The following is an 18,310-nucleotide window of genomic DNA, read 5'->3' as shown; positions in this document are numbered from 1 at the left end:
TTGTTTTGGTGTTGTGAAACATCAAAGCGAATACAAGCCTCAAATAGTCTAAATGACTAAAAAAGGCTTGCTTTGAAAGATGGTATCTCCCCTTGAAAGGCAGAAGAGGAGGGAAAGTTGTACTTAGCTCTCCCCCCTGACAAGGGGAGAGACAGAGAGTGATTAATTGAAAACAAAAACATCAGGAGAAAGGAATGAGAAAATCGTTTGTTGCCGCTTCCATCGCGGCCACCCTAGCTTTATCAAATTTTTCAGCGGCCGCCGACTCAGTCCCGCAACACTGGCAAGACACGCTTCAACAAGCAAAAGGACAAACCGTCTACTTCAACGCTTGGGGTGGCGCCAACAACATTAACGATTATATTCAATGGGCAGCCGATCGAATCAAGCAAGAGTACGATGTAACACTTAAACAAGTGAAATTGACTGACACTTCTGATGCGGTGAACCGAGTATTGGCTGAAAAAGCCGCAGGCAAAAACACCAATGGTTCAATCGATCTCATTTGGCTCAATGGTGAAAACTTTCGCGCTATGAAAGACAACAATTTGTTATTTGGTCCATTCAGCCAAGCGCTACCAAACTACATAACTTACGTGGACGAAAAGGCTCGCCAAAGCTTAACTCAAGATTTCGGTACATCAGTCGATGGCATGGAATCGCCTTGGGGCATGGCACAAGTCATCTTTATGCATGACAAAGCAACCTTAACCAACCCACCTAAATCTATTCCCGATTTACTTACTTACGCCAAAGCCAATCCAGGTCGAATTACGTACCCTGAACCACCACAATACCTTGGCTCAACCTTTTTAAAACAAGCTTTGTACGAATTAACTGCTGATCGAAAAGCGCTTTCGCAACCTGCTGACAATGTAGATTTCGAAAAGATCACTGCGCCTTTGTGGTCATATTTAGATCAACTACACAAAGTAGCCTGGCGCAACGGCCAAACCTTCCCATCTAGCTCGGAAGAAATGATGCGTTTGTTAGATGACCAAGAAATTGACGTGGCATTAAGTTTTGATATTTCCGCAGCATCCGTTCAAATAGACAAAGGCAATTTGCCAGACACGGTGCGCTCTTATGTTTTCACGAACGGCACCATTGGTAATACACATTTTCTGGCGATTCCCTACAACAGCGGCGCAACAGCGGGCGCACAAGTGGTTGCCAACTTTATGTTGTCACCAGAAGCGCAAATCAAAAAGCAAACACCAACTATTTGGGGTGACTTAAGTGTTTTATCTTACGCAAAACTACCTGTGGCGGAGCAAGCTAAGTTCGATGCCTTACCACGTGGTATCGCCACATTAAGCATTGAAGAACTAGGGCAAACCTTACCAGAGCCACACAGTAGTTGGGTGGGTGCATTGGAAACTGAGTGGCGTAAGCGTTACGCGCAATAATCACACTACTGCGCTCGCCAACACTTTGTAAAAAGTAGACTCAAGCGATCATTTATAACTTAATAAGAAGTAAGATGCCGTTAAAACACGCTAAATGGATCACGGGAATCATCACCCTACTACTGGTCTTCCCTATTGTCATTGGCTTGGTCGGCACTTTGCTTCCTGCCTTTCAGTACTTTCCACCTCTTGGTGAATACAATATTTCTCTAATCCCTTGGCGCAATTTATTTGCCCAAGGGGAATTCTACGCCAGCTTAAAACTCACTCTGATAACAGGCATCGTAGCACCTGTACTTGCCCTATGGTTTTCACTATCACTGCTGGCTTGGGGTTATCAACGACCTTTTTTTCACAAAATCGAAGCTCTATTATCGCCAATCCTAGCGATCCCTCATGCTGCGATAGCCATTGGATTATTGTTTCTATTAAGTCCGTCTGGTTGGCTAGTGCGGTTATTTAGCCCTTGGTTGACAGGGTTTGACCGGCCGCCCAACTGGATTACCGTGCAAGACCCTTATGGCATATCCTTGATTATCGCTCTAGTTATCAAAGAGATGCCTTACCTCTTGTTTGTCATGCTCGCTACGATGAAAAGCATTAAAGCACGAGAAAGCTTACAAGTCGGCCAAGCTCTTGGATATTGCCGTTTTACCCTATGGCGCAAGGTGCTAATTCCACAGCTTTACCCTATCATTCGCCTACCTATTTTTATTGTTATTGCCTTTAGTTTGACGGTAGTCGATTTGGCCTTGGTGATTGGTCCTAATACGCCATCTACTCTGGCGGTGACCTTGCTGCGCTGGTTCAATGATCCGGATTTATCCATGCGTTTGATGGCGAGTGCTGGTGCAATTTCGCTCATGTTAGTCATTGTTTTTGTATTAGTTGGCTGGGAAATATCACACCTCCTGCTCAGCAAGCTAACTCGCGCAGAGCGTAGCAATGGTAAACGCTGTGGTTTAACAGACAGCATGCTTCGAATGGGCGTGTTGTTGGGCTTGCTCACCCTACTGAATGCTTTTATTGCTCTAGCCCTGCTACCTATTTGGTCGCTTGCTAGACGCTGGCGCTTCCCTGACGCCCTCCCCACTCAGTGGACATGGGATAACCTCGATCGTGCAACACCCTTGCTGATTGAGCTCACTTTAAACACTCTAACAATTGCATTCATTACTACGCTCTTAGCTGGCGTGATTAGTGTTGTCATGCTGGAAACCAAACGCCACGATATCGCGAGATCGTCCCAAACCGACAAAACGCATGTTTTCGACTGGCTGATTTACATCCCCATTTTATTACCACAAATTGGCTTTTTATTTGGCCTACATGTGCTACTTATTTACCTGGATCTCAACGGTGATCTCTGCGCTATTGTTGCCCTGCACCTAATGTATGTTTTGCCTTATGTTTACTTAACATTGAAAGGCCCGTATTTGGCCTATGAGGAGGAATATTTGCGACAAGCAAATCGACTGAATCATCGACCTTGGCAAAATTATATCCGAGTAAAAATTGCCATGCTGAAACCTGCATTATTCACCGCTTTTGCCATTGGCTTTTCCGTCAGTATCGCCCAGTATTTACCCACACTCATTGCCGGCGAAGGACGTTACAGCACCTTAACCACTGAAGCAGTAGCACAAGCCGCCTCGGGCAACAGAAAACAAGTGGGTAGCATGGCAATGTTGCAAGCCTTGTTTCCCATCTTGGTATTTTGGCTCGCGCAATTTATCCCTCCACGCTGGACAAAATGGCGATTCGCTTTGGGTAATCTATTAAGCAAAATAAGTAGAAGGAGTTAAAAGTGCTCAGTGTCAATGCGTTTACCTTGTCTTCAAAAAACAAGATACTTATCAAAGATTTAAGCTTTAAAATCGACAATGGACAAGTCTTGTCTATCATGGGGCCAAGCGGTATTGGCAAATCAAGCCTGCTGCATTTTTTAAGCGGCTCTTTATCACCTAATCTACTCACCTCTGGCGAGGCCTTTTTGAACAATGAGACTTTGCATACGAAATCCATTCAGGAACGTAAAGTCGGCTTGTTACAGCAAATGCCCTTGCTGTTCCCGCATATGAGCATTATTGAAAACCTGCTCTTCGCGATTCCTACTGATATCAACAAACTAGAGCGCATAGCCATGGCAGAAAGCGCGCTGAAAAAGCTCGACATTCCCGACAAAGCCAGTGCACTGCCAAAAGAGCTCTCTGGCGGCCAACAGGCTCGCGTCGCCCTGCTTCGCACCTTACTTGCCAGGCCCGACTACCTACTGCTAGACGAACCTTTCAGCAAACTTGATCCAGCTCTAAGACGCGATGTGAGAGCCTTTGTGCTCAATGAAATACGGCAAGCCAATATACCCGCACTGCTTGTCACTCACGATTCAGAAGACGCAAAAGCTATGGAAGGGAAATGTTTGGAATTGGGCATCGTGAAATAAGTACTTTGTTTCAACTAACGAAAGTCAGCATGAAGCCGTGCTGACTTTATAGTGAGAGTTAGATATTTGAAAAGAACATTTACTTAATAAATCATATTTGGTAGCCATGTTGAGAGCTGAACGATCAACACCACGAGAAGTAAGCGAATAATATCTGCGGTCCAAAAAGGCAATATACCTTTAAAAATAGTCCCCGTTTTAACATCTTTAATGATGCTACTTAATACAAAAACATTCATCCCGACAGGCGGCGTTATTAAGCTAATCTCAACGACGATAACAGCAACAATACCAAACCAAACCAAACTATAGCCTAGCTCAGAAACGATGGGGAAAAAGACAGGTATTGTAAGAAGGAGCATGGAAAAACTCTCTAATACCATACCTAAAATAATGTAAATCATTAAAATAACGAAGATTACTAAAATAGGAGCAATATTTAGTGATAGGACAAAATCCACCATCATTGCTGGTAATCCTGCACGGTTAATAAAATCTGAAAATATTAATGCGCCTATAATAATCACAAATAATGTTGCCGATGTTCGAGCGCTATCCGCCAGTGTTTTGAACAAAGAAGATAAACTCAGACTGCGACGTAATAATGCAATAACCAGAGCTCCACCAGCGCCAATTCCTGCCGCTTCTGTCGGCGTAAATATACCTAGATAAATCCCACCCATCACCAGTATGAACAAGCCCAAAATATCACGCACGCCTTTTAGAGCATGCAATCTTTCAGACCAGCTCATTGCTTCAGCAGAAGGTCCTGCATTTGGATCACGCCAAACAACATACTTAACCGCGCCAAGATATAGAAAAACCCCTAATATACCTGGAATAAGACCCGCTGCGAACAATTCACGAATACTCGTTTCGGTTAATAATCCGTACACAATCAACATGACACTTGGCGGTATTAAGATGCCTAATGTGCCACCAGAAGCAATAGAGGCTGTTGCTAATGCATCACTATAGCCATATTTTCGCATAGGCGGCATCGCGACTTTTGCCATGGTTGCCGCAGTAGCAAGACTAGAGCCGCTAACAGCGGAAAAACCACCACAGGCAGCAATAGTTGCCATTGCTAAGCCACCTTTTTTATGACAAAGAAATGCATACGAAGCAGTATATAGCTGTTTTGAAAGGCCAGATCTTGTAATCAAGTTCCCCATTAAAATGAACAATGGAATGATTGAAAGACCATAATCTTGCGCTGTATCAATAATACGATTAGAAGCCATTGAAAGTGGAATACTCCACCTAAAATTCCCTATATTTTCCCACGTTAGGCCACTTAAAATGGCAAAACCAAAGAAACCCACTAAAGCCATAGCGAAGGCAATTGGAATCCTTAACAGCATTATCATTATTAAGAGAACGGCAAAACTTATTAGAATTAAAGTCATTTATCTTCTCCTGAATTTTTTGATGTAAAGACTAAAAATAAAAAATAAAGGAGAGCACTTATTCCGGTCAAAAAGCTTAGTACCGCAATATATTTAACAATAAGACCCGTTTCAATACTTAAAAATTCAGTAGTGATATTACGTCTTAACATACGAGATCCAACATCCCATATTCTAAAAGATATAAAATATAATGAAGATAAAATAACCATAGATGAAACGAATGCCAACACCCGTAAGTACGTTTTCTTGATAAACGCATCAATCAAATCGACGACTATGTGCGAACCTTGCCATGTAACAACAGGCATAACAGAAAAAATAACAATGGCTAAGCCAACCTCCGTTAATTCTGTGGCTCCGATTACGGGGTGATTAAAAAAATAACGACCAACTACATCAACACACGTGAGGATCATAAGAGCAAATAGAGTGGCTGCCGCTATTAGCTCAAAAAAGAAGGCCAACCATTTCATTGGCCCTCTCTCCTCATAGTTTGCGTTCAACCATGAGATAAAAGACATTAATTAGCTCCGGTCTCTTTTTGTTTAGCTGTGTACATTTGAGCTTCTATTCGAAGAAAATCCAATGCTGCTTGTGCATCAATTCCCTTATCTTTTACGTCATTCAACCAGGTTTGATCAATACCATCTGTCACTTTTAGGTAGTCTAATGACATTTGATCACCGTAACTGAGCAAATTAACTTTGCCTCCATTTTCTTCTGAAAACGTCTTCGCTCTAATATCTGCTTTATCCCAAGCCGCGCCGGCCATTAAAGACAAACGTTCTCCTGATACTTTGCGAATTGCCTCGGCATCCTTTTCATCTATGGAATCCATAAAGTCAGGACTAATAAACATAGAGAAGGCTCCCATGTACATACCTGTAGGTAGTACTGTGACATAAGGAGCAATTTCAACTAAACGCATACCTTGTTGTTCAACCATTGGCATAAACACACCATCAACAACTCCTGTTTGCAAAAGCTCGTAAACTTTGTTTCCAGGCGCAGCGACAGGAATCACCTCAAGTCGTTTACCAATTTCGGCTTGCACTCCTCCTCCGATACGGATTTTTTTGCCTTTTAAGTCGTCTAAGCTACTGACAGGAAAGCGGGTATGCATCACACCAGGCCCATGAGTAAATAAACCAATGACCTCTAGGCCATCAAATTCATTCGCCGCTTTGAGGTATTTTTGATAAGTGCGCCAGTAAGCTAAAGAAGCCGCTTCTGCATTAGCACCAAGTCCAGGAAGTTCAGCGATTTGTTGCATCTCAAAGCGACCAGGAACAAAACCATTAAAACTAAAAGAGGCATCCGCAACACTGTCTTCAACAACCTCAAAAAGTTGGGCTGGATTGTTGGAACTGTACTCAATATTAACGGTAACTCGCCCTTCGGTAGCTTCTTCAACCCACTTCCCCCAAGTTGGCCACACTACGGTATTTTGTACATGTGTAGGGGATAACCAAGTACTTACATTTAGCACTGTCTGTGCTGAAACGGGTGTATTAATGACAGCCGCTGCGGTACCGGCTAATAAGATGGAGCGCATAGTTTTAAACATAACTCTTTCCTCAATGACGTTTTTGTTTTTATTATTTCCACTACTAAGAAATAGCAGGAAATATCTTTCCTATTTTATTTTGGAGCCTAGTTACCATGGCCTTTAACAACCATTGTTATATCATTTATCTTGTTGTACTAATTGATGATTTAGTGACAATACTTTAATTCGCTTTGTTAGCTTCGAACTCTTCAGCATGAAGAAAAGCGGTATGCTTAGGAGCACGTTTCGTTTTCGTCCATTCATCAAGCATTTCGTATTTTGTTTGTTCTGTAATTTGGGCAATTTTTGCTTTAGCGCCGGCATCGTCGTATGTCAGTTCAATTCGATGGCCATTTGGGTCAAAAAAATAAATCGAATGAAATATCCCGTGATTAGTAACGCCCAGTACATCAATATTGTTTTCTTCAAGATGTATTTTGGCAGCTAAAAGCGCGTCTCGATCATGAACACGTAGAGCAATATGCTGCACCCATGTTGGGGTATTTTCATCCCGCCCCATTTTAGGCTGGGTAGGAAGTTCAAAAAAGGCCAATACATTGCCATTACCTGCATCTAAAAAAATATGCATATAAGGATCTGGCGCTTTGGTTGAAGGAACTTGGTTTTCAGCAAACGCTAAAATAAAATCCATATTTAGGTTTTTCGTATACCACTCCACCGTTTCTTTTGCATCATTGCAACGATAGGCAACATGGTGGATTTGCTCTATTTTAAATGTCATAAGATTGTCCTTTATTATTAAGCCATATCGGGTTGTTTTTCTGGTTCAGCCTGAATAAACGCTGGGAGCTCTTTACAAGAGGCCTCAACCGACAGAATATGCGGATAGTCATCAAGATGAACATTAAAACGTTTGGCATTATAAATTTGAGGAATGAGGCAACAATCCGCCATGGTTGGCGTATCACCAATACAGAACTTTCCAGGCTGCTTCGCTAAGACTTTTTCCAATGCATCAAAACCCACAGTAATCCAATGCCTGTACCAATCATTACGATGCGTTTCATCGATGTCTAATTGCTTATTTAAGTATTGAAGTACTCTTAAATTATTTACCGGATGAATATCACACGCAATCATTTGGCTAATAGCACGAATATTAGCTCGTACATTAACCTCCTCAGGCAGAAGCGATGTTGTATCAGGGTAGGCTTCTTCAAGGTACTCCATTATGGCAAGCGATTGCGTAAAAATTTGCTCGCTATCCACTAGAGACGGCACCAGTTTTATTGGGTTTATTGATTCATAATGAGCAGAGTGTTGCTCCCCTCCATTATTTAACAAATGAACAGGAATAGACTCGTATGGCAGTGCTTTAAGGTTTAAAGCGATACGCACCCGATATGCTGCTGAGCTTCTAAAATAGCTATAAAGTTTAATCATAATATTCGCCTTAAAAATGAAACTCGTTAGCGGGGAGAACTTTTCCACGCACTTCACCAAACCCTACTCGCACCTCATCTTTTTGAGCGTATCCTCGCATGACGATGCCATCTCCATCTTCAATAAAGCATCGTGACTCACCATTGCTCAAGGTAAGAGGTTCCGTCATATTCCAAGTCAGCTCCAACAAGCTGCCACGGCTATCTTTCTCTTTCCCTGAAATAGTGCCTGAGCCTAATAAATCGCCGACTTGCATATTGCAGCCACTGACAGTGTGGTGTGCCAATTGCTGGGGCATTGTCCAATACATGTATTTGAAATTAGTTTTACTAATAACCGTTTCATGGCCTGCAATATCAAAAGACACTTCAAGGTTGATATCAAAATTGTTATTACGCTTCTCGCGTAAATAAGGCAGCGGAAGAGGTTCTTGCTTAGGTGCGGAACAGCGGAATGGCTCTAAAGCTTCAAGCGTCACCACCCAAGGAGAAATTGAAGAAGCAAATGTCTTTGAATTAAACGGGCCAAGTGGAACGTATTCCCATTGTTGGATATCGCGTGCTGACCAATCATTAAGAAGCACCATGCCAAATATGTGCTCGTGAGCGTTCTCAACAGAAACAGGCTTACCCATAGCATTTGGACGCCCGATAATAAATGCGGTTTCTAGCTCAAAGTCTAATTTCCGAGAGCTAGAAAAAATGGGGCGTTCTGAATCAGGCACTTTAATTTGCCCACTTGGGCGCACTATATCTGTACCACTAACGACAACAGAACTTGCACGGCCGTTATAGCCAACAGGCAACTCACTCCAATTAGGCATTAAGGCATTTTCAGGGTCTCTAAACATACTGCCCACATTAAAGGCATGCTCACGAGAAGAATAAAAATCGGTATAAGAAGCAACATGAATCGGCAAATGCATTTGTACATCCGCTTGGTTAACTATTGCGTTATCACGCAGCACTCTATTATCGCGTAATTCTGGATTATCCAAATCTAAAAGGTCTTGAAGGCGAATTCGTGTTGCATGCCAGACCTCTTTTCCGAGAGAAATAAACGGGTTAAGTGTGTCACTATTAAAAACAGAGTTATCTGAAGTAGGAAGAAGCCCTGCTTCTTCAAGCTGGCTCAAATCTAAAATTTGGTGGCCTATAGCAACCCCTACCCTAGGGTTCAATGTATCGCTACTGAAAACGCCGTAAGGTAGGTTGTGAATTGAAAAGTCGCTACGACTGTCAACGGATAAAAATGTCTTTTTGGAGCTCATAAACCCTTCTATTTTTTATTTTGGATATGGTTATCTTGATGAAAAAAATACTAAAATGTATCCATTTATTAGGCAAACAGATTATATTAATAAATATATAGGATAATCTAATGAATGTGACACTCAGACAATTACGAGCATTTTTAGCCGTTCATCAAGAAGGAAGCTTTACTAAGGCGGCAGAAAATCTGCACATCACTCAATCAGCGCTAAGTAGTATCATCAAAGAACTAGAGCTCAACTTAGAATTAGGCTTGTTTGATCGATCGACCAGAAAATTAGAAACGTCCGAAGCCGGTAGAAATATTCTTCCTGCCGTTATCCGTATGCTAGATGAAATGGATGCCTTGACCAATGAAGTAAGGGGGCTAAAAAAACTTCACTATGGCAAAGTCAGAATAGCCGTTGTTCAGCAATTAGCATCGGCAGAACTGCCTAGGATTATTGCTTTGTATAGCAAAATGTTTCCTCAGGTTGAAGTGAGTCTAATTGATTGTGGTGTGGAAAGCGTACAAGAAATTGTCAACTTAGGTGAGGCCGATATAGGTATTGGGCCAGAAAGAAAATTACTCTCTAACCTTAATAAACAGCTAATATTCTCACATCCTTTTCATTTGGCACTGCCGCCAGATCATCCAATCGCGCAAGAAACCAATATTAGATGGCAAGACCTTGCCAGCCTAGATTTAATAACTCTTCGCGGGTCTTTCACTGAGCTTATCATTGATAATTTGTTGCGTGAGCCTTCTGAATATGTCATTAGCCCAAAACATCAGGTTAACTTCATGTCAACAGCCTTAAGTATGGTTGCAAATGGTTTAGGCGTTACCATTTGCTTGCCTTACGCCATAGAATCGGTGAAACAAAACGGGCTGGTAATAATACCGATTTGCGATCCTATTATTTACCGCAACTTTTACCTTTACAGCTGCAAGAACAGGGAAAAACTGCCCGCTGTACAGAAATTCATTGATGTATTTTTGAAAAATATGACGTTTAACAATACTTGGGAATAACCATGCGATGATTACTTCCCCAGTAAGTGAATTACCTACTTATAAACAATCAAGCGACCTAGGAGCGTCTGAGATGCTGCATTTACGTACAACATGATTTACTATCAACAACTGTAAATAACGGCTTTATATACGTTTTCAACTGTTCTTTGAACAAGCTTTTAAGATAGATATGTCAGCCGTTAGAACATTAAAGCGTCACACAAACCATAAGGACTCCAATGTGCCAGAACTCAAAGCAGAAAGAGCCATCGCAGAAAAATTCCTCAAGGAAATGCTGAAAGCCGATGATACTGGCAACTATGAGCTATTTATAAAACATTACGAAAGAGAAGATCTGATCGATTTCTCTCCCGAACGTTTTGAGCAGGATATCAAACAGATGCACGCCAGAAATGGCAAGCATATGGGTTACGAGTATTTTGGTACGTTAAAAGGCTACCATAATGGTAACTATGACAACTGCTATCGATTCGTGTGGAAAGGCATTTATGAAAAACGCGAAGCGCTGATCACCATTGGTATTCATTATAAAGATGGCACTTGGTACATAAATGAATCAAGTGTGCGCTAACAATAACAATGCATATGGCCCTTAAGGCCAATCCGAAAAATCAGGCGTGTTTGCGTCTCTATTAACGACACCTTTTTCTGTGTAATGACGCTTAAATTGACTGGGTGAAATTCCCGTTTCCTTTTTAAAGAAGTGACTGAACTGACTCCCGTCGTTGTAGCCCAAATCATTTGCGATGGCTTGTATGGACCCTGTGGATTTTTTTAATCTTGACGTGGCTTCAATTAAAACGCGGTGATTAATCAGCTGTAACGGAGATTTTTTCAGATTGCGTTGGCAGATGGCATGCAGTCGATCGTAGGTCATAATCAATTCCTGACAATAATAAGAAACCGCTCTTCTATTGCGATACTCGACTTCTACGAGCTGTCGAAATTGTTGTAATACTAATTCATCGGGGGAGTGCGTTAGTCGAATAGACTCGATATTACTGAGGCGATATATGCCGATCAGTAAAATACGAATGATCGAACAAATCACGGTTCTAGAACGTTTAGTCGAGGTAGATATTTCCGTCTTCAATAAGCGTAAAAGCGGTAAAAACTCGTTGTCGATGTCATCTTTTGAGCAAGCGGTGATGGTAAACTGCCGCATCAAGGTTTCGAGCTTTGTACTGTCTAGATCAGAGCCAGTGACCAAAGAAATAAGCTCATCACGATAGCCTAACAGCCAAACCTGACTCCCTGCAGGAACCAATACCTTGGCCTGTTTTTTGTGAGGAATACAAAAAATAGACGACTCTGTGACCTGGTGCATTTCTTCCATCGATACTGTGGCGTCGCCACGCTGAACGATGCCGATTAAATTAAAATCAGAAAAGTTATCATTTCCGGTACTAAAAATCCTAGATTGCAAACCAGGCTGAATAGACTCAAACCGAACCATCGAGCCAATTATATTTGTCAGCATCGCTTTTCCTCAAAAAACCACAAAATAAGCCATATTTTAACAACATTAAGCCATAATTTAACATGTTTATAGAAAACATAGCTGTTAATCTTTTAAACGTTACTCATCGACCGATAACAAAACCAATACGGCAAGGTGAAATTTTGAGCATCAATTACAACAACATAGACCTATCAATAACGCCAAAAGTGAATTTATTCATTGGCGGTGAATATACGCCCGCGATGGCGGGTGACTATTTTGAAAGGTTAGACCCAAGCACGGATCTAGTGGCGTCTCGTGCCGCCTCCGGTCGCTTAGAAGATGCGGAACACATGGCGGCTGTCGCCGCTGCTAATTTTTCAAAATGGTCTACCACCGAGGTCACAGAGCGCGCCGAAATTTTACGCCGTGCGAAACGACTGATGCCTAAATACCGAGATCGTTTTGCACAGTTGATGCTTAAAGAGATTGGTGCGGTGGGTGACTGGGTGGATTTCAATATCAAAGTAGCAGGAGAGGCGATTGAAGCCGCAGTTGCTCTGGCACTGAAATACCCTTCTAACTCGCCCATAGATGAAACATCCGATTCCTATACTGTTCGTCAACCTGTTGGAGTGTGTCTGGCCATTGCACCTTGGAATGCTCCCATTGTGTTGGCCATGCGCTCCGTGGTCTTTCCGCTGGCCTTTGGTAACAGTGTTATTCTGAAAGCGTCTGAACTCTCGCCAGCAACACATTCTCTAATAGCGGAAGTGCTACACGAAGCCGGCGTTCCAAAAGGCGTGATTTCTGTCATGACGAATGCGCCAGAACATTCTGAAGAAGTCATCGCGAGCCTCATTGCTAACCCGTCAATACGACGGGTGAATTTCACTGGCTCAACACGTATTGGGAAAATCATTGCAGGTCTAGCAGCACAACACCTCAAACGCTGTCTTTTGGAGTTGGGCGGTAAATCGCCGCTAATTGTTTTAAAAGACGCCGACTTACAGCAGGCTGCACGCGAAGCGGTTTACGGCGCTTTTTTAAATCAAGGCCAAATCTGTATGGCGACGGATCGAATTATTGTTGAACAAGTTATTGCAGACGAGTTTATTGGCATACTAAAAGAGATGGTTGCTGACCTAGTGTCAGGAGACCCTCGTCGAAAAGGCGTTAAACTTGGGCCCGTAGCAAGCCCTTCTATCGCGTCACGGTTATCCGCACTGATTGAAGATGCTCTCGACAAGGGGGCGACGCTCATATCAGGTACACAGCGCAGAGGCCAATTTATTGACGCGACTTTGCTAGACCATATCACTCCTATGATGCGAATTTATTCAGAAGAGTGCTTTGGACCCATTGCCGGAATTTATCGGGTAGATTCTCCACAAGAGGCCATTACCGTCGCCAATAATTGCGAATATGGTCTGGCTTCTGCCATTTTTACCCGTGACTTAACACTCGCTAGAAGCCTAGCTAATCAGCTGGAATCTGGTATGTGTCATATCAACTCATCCACCGTAAAAGACGACCCAGCGATGCCTTTTGGCGGATTAAAGTCGAGTGGCTATGGTCGCTTTGGTAGCGACGCTTGCGTTGATGAATTTACCGAAGTTCGCTGGATCACTGTCGCACCACCCTAGTACTCAACTCCTACCAATGAAAACCACAAAAATAACAAGAGGTTCTTATGAAAGTACGTCTACTAGCCCCGTTCGCGCCAAATTTGGCCAAATTAGTGTTTTGTACAGCCATTGCAGGTGGCGTCATGATGTCTGGTCAGGTCTATGCGGCCGCAGGTGATGACACTATTCGCATTGGTTTCATCAGCCCTAGAACTGGCCCATTAGCCAGTTTCGGTAAAACGGACGGCTTTGTTTTAAAACAAGCTCGTCAAGCCTTAGCAAATGGCATGACCGTAGAGGGCAAACACTATCAAGTTGAAATTATTGACCGTGATAGTCAATCTGACCCAGCCCGCGCCTCGCAATTAGCAAAGGAATTAATTAACCAAGATGTCGACTTAATGTTGGCAATCTCGACTCCTGAAGTTATCAACCCTGTTGCTGATGCCAGTGAAGCCGCAGGCATTCCATTTATGTCCACCGTGATGCCTTGGGAGGCTTGGTATTACGGTCGAGGGGCCAAACCAGGTGAAGAAAGTCCATTCGAATGGACATACCATTTTGGTTTTGGCGCTGGTGAGTTTTATAAAACGTATATTTCTCAGTGGTCTCTCATCGATACCAATAAAAAAGTGGGCGTTATGTATCCTAATGATGCGGATGGCAATGCCATTCGTGCTGTTCTTGCCCCACGCCTTGCAAAAGCAGGGTACACCGTCATCGACCCAGGTGCATATGAAACGGGCACCTCTGACTTTTCTAGCCAAATAGCTTTATTTAAACGAGAAGGCGTTGAAATTATTAACTCTTTTCCGATTCCGCCTGACTTTGCGGCGTTTTGGCGACAATCTGCGCAGCAAGGTTTACATCGCCAAATCAAAATCATTCAAATCGCTAAAACAGGCTTATTCCCCTCTGATATTGAAGTGTTAGGTTCGCTGGGGCCGAAAATTGCGTCAGCCGCTTATTGGCATAAAACCTTCCCATATACATCCCCATTAACAGGGTTAAACGGCGAGCAATTAGCCGACATGTGGGAAACAGAAACCGGCGAGCAATGGACGCAACAACTGGGGGCCACATTATCGCTGCTTGACGCGGGAACCGAAGCATTAAAACAGGCTAATGATCCACTTTCTCGTACAGCCGTTCGTGATGCTATCAGTCAACTCAATGTCACAACGATTGGTGGCCAAGTGGATTTCACCTCTGGTCCTGTTCCGAACGTCGCATCCGGTCCGATTGTTGGCGCGCAATGGGTCAAAGGCACAGGGCAATTCAAGCTTGATTATGTGATCACCGAAAACGTCACCGATCCAAACGTTCCTGTCACTCACAACTTGCTTCAATACAACACTAAATAGGAGCAAAAACGTGATATTAACGCCATATTCACAATTACAGGCAACGGGGATTCATAAGTCTTTCGGAAGCGTGCAAGTGTTGAATGGGATTGATTTTTCTATGGATACCAACGATGCCATTGGCATCGTTGGGCCTAATGGCGCAGGAAAGTCGACCTTACTCAGCGTGTTATCTGGCGCTCAGGCTCCAACTAGCGGCCAGATTACACTTAATAATGAAGACATTACCCGAATACCCGCTCGAGAAAGAGCAAAGCAAGGACTGGTGAGAACACACCAAATTCCAAAACCCTTTTCTGGAATCACTGTCTTTGAAAATGTCTTCGTGGCGGCGATTCATTCGGCCACAAGTAGCCGCGAGACAGCCTATGACATTGCACTCGAATCCATAAAACTGTGCGGTATGTTGTCATTAGCCAACCGCGAAGCCGACAGTATTGGTTTGCTAGACCGTAAACGACTAGAGCTCGCTCGAGCGTTAGCCACCCAACCAAAGTTACTTTTTCTTGATGAAATTGGTGGCGGTTTAACCGATGCCGAAGCCTTGCAGCTCGTTGATACCATTTTAACGTTGCGTGAGCGCGGCATTGGCATTGTCTGGATAGAGCACATTGTTCACATTTTACTTCGGGTTGCGAAGACGCTCATCTGTATGGACAGTGGCCAGATCATTGCTCAAGGCCACCCTGATGACGTGATGTCCAATAAACAGGTAATGAAAGCCTATATGGGAGGAACAGATCATGCTGTCGGTGAGTAATTTAGATGTACGCTACGGACAGTTTCGCGCCGTGCAAGGCGTGTCTATGGAGATTGCTAAAGGGGATATAGTGTCACTTATCGGTGCCAATGGTGCTGGAAAATCCACCTTGCTAAGAGCCATCGCAGGCGCGTTGCCAATTCACTCTGGCCGTTTGCTCTTCAAGCAACAAGAGATTACGAATACCTCATCCAGTCGTCGTGTACAACAAGGTTTGTCATTGGTGCCAGAAGGGCGTCGTTTGTTTTCCGATATGACGGTGGAAGAAAATTTGTTACTGGGTTCCACGGTTAAACGCTCAGGCGATTGGAATATCGAGCGTATCTTTTCGACGTTTCCAAATCTGGTCAAGCGTCGCCATGCCGAAACGGGGAATTTATCGGGTGGTGAACAACAAGCGACAGCCATTGGGCGTGCACTCATGTCAAACCCTGATTTTCTGATTTTGGACGAAGTCAGTCTGGGGTTATCACCTCTGGTGGTGGATCAAGTCTACGACTCGATGGAAAGTCTCAAAGACGCGGGCACCACCATTTTACTTGTCGAGCAAGATTTAGAGCGAGCCATGCGTTTTTCGAAGCGGACGATTTGCATGCTAGAAGGCCGAGTCGTTCTCGACAAACTCACCAGCGATACAAACAAAGAAGAAATTACTCAAGCTTATTTTGGGCTGCATCCATCAAGCAAACAGGAGGCGTCATAATGATGAATAGTCTTGTTCAAGCCATTTTACTCGGAGGCTATTATGCTTTAGTCGCTTGTGGGCTTGCGTTTATGTTTCAAGTAATGCGCATCATCAATTTAGCGCATGGATCCTTGGCTATTTTGAGTGCTTACCTAGTGTGGGAAATCACCGATGCATTGGCTCTTTCCCCCTTTATCAGTGTACTGATGATTCTTCCTATCATGGCAATCATCGGACTCTTGCTACAACGCGTAATTTTGGAGCGAGCGACAAAAGGCGGTGAGCTCTTGCCCGTACTAACCACGTTTGGTCTGGCCATTGTGATTGATAACCTGTTGTTCCAACAATTTGGGGCCAATACTCGCTCTTTGTCTCCTTACCTTGGGGATTTAAGTTGGGAATCTTACGAAATATTCGGTTTATGGATCGGTAAACTGCCCGTTATTGTTTTGATAACCGCTATTGTCGTCATTGGTGGCCTAGACCTTGTCCTGAGATTTACACCACTTGGCCGTCAAATAAGGGCCACAGCGTTTGACCCAGATACAGCTGGGCTGGTGGGCATTGATGCGCGAAAAATCGCAGCTATTTCTGCCGCCATCGCCATGATGACGGTAGCGATCTCAGGAACGGCGCTTGGGCTGAGAGGCACCTTTGATGCTTACGCTGGCGGCCCGCAACTCTTGTTTGCCTTTGAAGCCACCATCATTGGCGGAGCAAGCTCACTATGGGGCGTGTTTTTAGGTGGGATTATTCTTGCGATCGCACAAAGTATCGGTGCCCTTATCCATCCTCAGGGCTTTTTGCTGGGGGGGCATTTTATGTTCTTGATCTTTTTGTTTGCTCGGATTTATTTCAATCGTGATGTTTTTTCTCTCAAGCACTGGTTCGCGAAACGCAACAAAGGGGAAAACGCAGCATGAAGATAAAACGTTCTAACGCTTATTCAAAAATGACGCTTTATGTTGTGGCTGCTGTCTTCATTGCACTCATTCTATTGCCATCGTTTGCCTCTAATAATGTCATGGAACGCCTGACCGTGCTGTTCATTTACATCATTATGGCGGCCATGTGGAATACGTTGGCCGGATTTGGTGGTTTGATATCGATTGGCCAGCAACTGTTTTTTGGCTTAGGTGCGTATGCCACGATCCGCATCACCAACATGGGCATATCCCCGTTTGTTGCTCTGCTAGCCGCCGCGTGTTTGGTTGGCTTGCTTAGCTGGCCCATTTCGACTTTTATGCTACGCCTTAAAGCCGGTGAATTTGCAATAGGCATGTGGGTGCTCGCTTCCATTGGGCATCTATTGGTGAATCTCGATCCGTTAATTCAAGGCGAAACGGGCATTTCATTGATAGCACTCAATCAGTACACCATCGGAAACCGTCGACTCCTCATTTACTTCGCGGCATTGGTGAGTATGTCTGGCCTATTACTGGGCTTGTTCTACTTGTTGCGCTCAAAAGCCGGTATTGCAATGCAAGCCATACGAGACAATGAAGAAGCGGCCGACTCAATCGGCGTTGATGCAGAGAAGGTAAAAAAATGGTTCTTCATTTTTGCCGCATTCGGCACGGCACTCGCTGGCGCTTTATGGTTAGCCCAAGCTTCCTCTTTCCAACCCAAAACCTATTTCTCAGTGCAATGGACAGCTTACATGATCTTCATGGTGTTAGTGGGCGGATTAGGTCGATTTGAAGGGGCCATTCTAGGGGCCTTACTGTTTTTTTCGGTGGAAACATGGTTTGCCGCGACTGGTGTTTGGTACCTCGTTGGCTTAGGCGCGGTGGCGATGTTGTGTTCGTTATTTCTTCCCAAAGGCATTTGGGAGGCCATTGAAACTCGTTTAGGTATCACCTTGGTACCGGTGGGCTATCAAGTGACTGGCTTGATACCTGATTCTCATTCCAAAAACAAATAAGG

General features: G+C 43.8%; 18 protein-coding genes. 11 read left to right on the top strand and 7 right to left on the bottom strand.

Translation table 11 applies throughout. From position 1 onward, the window contains the following. The first annotated feature begins 194 nt into the window (after positions 1 to 194). The 3 genes from DFP80_RS17935 (at position 195) to DFP80_RS17925 (ending at position 3,852) form a co-directional block, all read left to right on the top strand. On the top strand, positions 195 to 1,409 hold the full coding sequence (locus tag DFP80_RS17935) for an ABC transporter substrate-binding protein (protein WP_113918189.1): 1,215 nt from the start codon (positions 195 to 197) through the stop codon (positions 1,407 to 1,409). Between the two features lie 74 nt (positions 1,410 to 1,483). Beyond that, positions 1,484 to 3,214: an ABC transporter permease gene (locus DFP80_RS17930; RefSeq protein WP_113918188.1), complete on the top strand. Its 1,731-nt coding sequence runs from the start codon at positions 1,484 to 1,486 to the stop codon at positions 3,212 to 3,214. Positions 3,215 to 3,216: 2 nt separating this feature from the next. Further along, a complete protein-coding gene (locus DFP80_RS17925) occupies positions 3,217 to 3,852 on the top strand; it encodes an ATP-binding cassette domain-containing protein (protein ID WP_113918187.1) in 636 nt (211 codons plus the stop codon). 83 nt (positions 3,853 to 3,935) lie between these two features. Here the strand turns inward: DFP80_RS17925 and DFP80_RS17920 are convergent, their stop codons facing one another. The 6 genes from DFP80_RS17920 to fahA all read right to left on the bottom strand — a co-directional run bounded on the left by DFP80_RS17920 (position 3,936) and on the right by fahA (position 9,487). Further along, entirely contained in the window at positions 3,936 to 5,261 is a 1,326-nt protein-coding gene (locus tag DFP80_RS17920; protein ID WP_113918186.1) for a TRAP transporter large permease, read from the bottom strand. Continuing rightward, positions 5,258 to 5,737, bottom strand: coding sequence for a TRAP transporter small permease (locus DFP80_RS17915; protein ID WP_241560313.1), 480 nt, complete (start codon positions 5,735 to 5,737; stop codon positions 5,258 to 5,260). The genes DFP80_RS17920 and DFP80_RS17915 overlap by 4 nt, the downstream gene beginning before the upstream one ends. A gap of 47 nt (positions 5,738 to 5,784) precedes the next feature. Beyond that, a complete protein-coding gene (locus tag DFP80_RS17910) occupies positions 5,785 to 6,831 on the bottom strand; it encodes a TRAP transporter substrate-binding protein (RefSeq protein WP_113918184.1) in 1,047 nt (348 codons plus the stop codon). A gap of 163 nt (positions 6,832 to 6,994) precedes the next feature. Continuing rightward, complete coding sequence (locus DFP80_RS17905; protein ID WP_113918183.1) at positions 6,995 to 7,555, bottom strand: VOC family protein; 561 nt, start codon at positions 7,553 to 7,555, stop codon at positions 6,995 to 6,997. A 17-nt stretch (positions 7,556 to 7,572) separates the two neighbouring features. After that, positions 7,573 to 8,217 (bottom strand): maleylacetoacetate isomerase, encoded by a 645-nt coding sequence (gene maiA, locus DFP80_RS17900; protein ID WP_206610623.1) that lies wholly within the window; start codon positions 8,215 to 8,217, stop codon positions 7,573 to 7,575. A gap of 10 nt (positions 8,218 to 8,227) precedes the next feature. Next, positions 8,228 to 9,487 (bottom strand): fumarylacetoacetase, encoded by a 1,260-nt coding sequence (gene fahA, locus DFP80_RS17895; RefSeq protein WP_113918182.1) that lies wholly within the window; start codon positions 9,485 to 9,487, stop codon positions 8,228 to 8,230. 110 nt (positions 9,488 to 9,597) lie between these two features. Here fahA and DFP80_RS17890 point away from each other — a divergent pair, with 110 nt between their 5' ends. Together DFP80_RS17890 and DFP80_RS17885 are read left to right on the top strand one after the other, a co-directional pair. Further along, on the top strand, positions 9,598 to 10,503 hold the full coding sequence (locus DFP80_RS17890; RefSeq protein WP_113918181.1) for a LysR family transcriptional regulator: 906 nt from the start codon (positions 9,598 to 9,600) through the stop codon (positions 10,501 to 10,503). Positions 10,504 to 10,726: 223 nt separating this feature from the next. Next, a complete protein-coding gene (locus tag DFP80_RS17885) occupies positions 10,727 to 11,077 on the top strand; it encodes a hypothetical protein (RefSeq protein WP_113918180.1) in 351 nt (116 codons plus the stop codon). 21 nt (positions 11,078 to 11,098) lie between these two features. On the opposite strand, the gene DFP80_RS17880 is transcribed toward DFP80_RS17885, so the two are convergent. Further along, complete coding sequence (locus DFP80_RS17880; protein WP_113918179.1) at positions 11,099 to 11,986, bottom strand: helix-turn-helix domain-containing protein; 888 nt, start codon at positions 11,984 to 11,986, stop codon at positions 11,099 to 11,101. A gap of 143 nt (positions 11,987 to 12,129) precedes the next feature. Here DFP80_RS17880 and DFP80_RS17875 point away from each other — a divergent pair, with 143 nt between their 5' ends. From DFP80_RS17875 to DFP80_RS17850, 6 genes are read left to right on the top strand one after another with little or no spacing between them, the layout of a single operon-like run. Then, the gene (locus tag DFP80_RS17875; protein WP_241560312.1) at positions 12,130 to 13,593 is read left to right on the top strand and encodes an aldehyde dehydrogenase; all 1,464 of its coding nucleotides are present in this window, start codon (positions 12,130 to 12,132) and stop codon (positions 13,591 to 13,593) included. A 47-nt stretch (positions 13,594 to 13,640) separates the two neighbouring features. Further along, positions 13,641 to 14,939 carry an ABC transporter substrate-binding protein gene (locus tag DFP80_RS17870; RefSeq protein WP_113918177.1) on the top strand — a complete coding sequence of 433 codons (1,299 nt, stop codon included), beginning with the start codon at positions 13,641 to 13,643 and terminating at the stop codon, positions 14,937 to 14,939. 10 nt (positions 14,940 to 14,949) lie between these two features. Beyond that, a complete protein-coding gene (locus DFP80_RS17865; RefSeq protein WP_113918176.1) occupies positions 14,950 to 15,699 on the top strand; it encodes an ABC transporter ATP-binding protein in 750 nt (249 codons plus the stop codon). Next, positions 15,683 to 16,402 carry an ABC transporter ATP-binding protein gene (locus DFP80_RS17860; protein ID WP_113918175.1) on the top strand — a complete coding sequence of 240 codons (720 nt, stop codon included), beginning with the start codon at positions 15,683 to 15,685 and terminating at the stop codon, positions 16,400 to 16,402. The genes DFP80_RS17865 and DFP80_RS17860 overlap by 17 nt, the downstream gene beginning before the upstream one ends. Next, the gene (locus DFP80_RS17855) at positions 16,402 to 17,307 is read left to right on the top strand and encodes a branched-chain amino acid ABC transporter permease (RefSeq protein ID WP_113918174.1); all 906 of its coding nucleotides are present in this window, start codon (positions 16,402 to 16,404) and stop codon (positions 17,305 to 17,307) included. Before DFP80_RS17860 ends, DFP80_RS17855 begins: the two co-directional genes overlap by 1 nt. Further along, on the top strand, positions 17,304 to 18,308 hold the full coding sequence (locus tag DFP80_RS17850) for a branched-chain amino acid ABC transporter permease (RefSeq protein WP_113918173.1): 1,005 nt from the start codon (positions 17,304 to 17,306) through the stop codon (positions 18,306 to 18,308). The genes DFP80_RS17855 and DFP80_RS17850 overlap by 4 nt, the downstream gene beginning before the upstream one ends. Positions 18,309 to 18,310 lie beyond the last annotated feature (2 nt).

The sequence above is a fragment of the Marinomonas rhizomae genome (assembly GCF_003315485.1).
Lineage (GTDB): Bacteria > Pseudomonadota > Gammaproteobacteria > Pseudomonadales > Marinomonadaceae > Marinomonas > Marinomonas rhizomae.
Note: the sequence above shows the minus strand (reverse complement) of the source record. Positions and strands in the feature narration are given on the sequence as shown.

What these genes read in the sequence shown, in the direction of transcription:
- maiA (WP_206610623.1), bottom strand. Translation starts at nt 8,217, where the DNA reads ATGATTAAACTTTATAGCTATTTTAGAAGCTCAGCAGCATATCGGGTG.
- DFP80_RS17915 (WP_241560313.1), bottom strand. Translation starts at nt 5,737, where the DNA reads ATGAAATGGTTGGCCTTCTTTTTTGAGCTAATAGCGGCAGCCACTCTA.
- DFP80_RS17850 (WP_113918173.1), top strand. Translation starts at nt 17,304, where the DNA reads ATGAAGATAAAACGTTCTAACGCTTATTCAAAAATGACGCTTTATGTT.
- fahA (WP_113918182.1), bottom strand. Translation starts at nt 9,487, where the DNA reads ATGAGCTCCAAAAAGACATTTTTATCCGTTGACAGTCGTAGCGACTTT.
- DFP80_RS17905 (WP_113918183.1), bottom strand. Translation starts at nt 7,555, where the DNA reads ATGACATTTAAAATAGAGCAAATCCACCATGTTGCCTATCGTTGCAAT.
- DFP80_RS17880 (WP_113918179.1), bottom strand. Translation starts at nt 11,986, where the DNA reads ATGCTGACAAATATAATTGGCTCGATGGTTCGGTTTGAGTCTATTCAG.
- DFP80_RS17890 (WP_113918181.1), top strand. Translation starts at nt 9,598, where the DNA reads ATGAATGTGACACTCAGACAATTACGAGCATTTTTAGCCGTTCATCAA.
- DFP80_RS17860 (WP_113918175.1), top strand. Translation starts at nt 15,683, where the DNA reads ATGCTGTCGGTGAGTAATTTAGATGTACGCTACGGACAGTTTCGCGCC.
- DFP80_RS17870 (WP_113918177.1), top strand. Translation starts at nt 13,641, where the DNA reads ATGAAAGTACGTCTACTAGCCCCGTTCGCGCCAAATTTGGCCAAATTA.
- DFP80_RS17920 (WP_113918186.1), bottom strand. Translation starts at nt 5,261, where the DNA reads ATGACTTTAATTCTAATAAGTTTTGCCGTTCTCTTAATAATGATAATG.
- DFP80_RS17855 (WP_113918174.1), top strand. Translation starts at nt 16,402, where the DNA reads ATGATGAATAGTCTTGTTCAAGCCATTTTACTCGGAGGCTATTATGCT.
- DFP80_RS17910 (WP_113918184.1), bottom strand. Translation starts at nt 6,831, where the DNA reads ATGTTTAAAACTATGCGCTCCATCTTATTAGCCGGTACCGCAGCGGCT.
- DFP80_RS17930 (WP_113918188.1), top strand. Translation starts at nt 1,484, where the DNA reads ATGCCGTTAAAACACGCTAAATGGATCACGGGAATCATCACCCTACTA.
- DFP80_RS17935 (WP_113918189.1), top strand. Translation starts at nt 195, where the DNA reads ATGAGAAAATCGTTTGTTGCCGCTTCCATCGCGGCCACCCTAGCTTTA.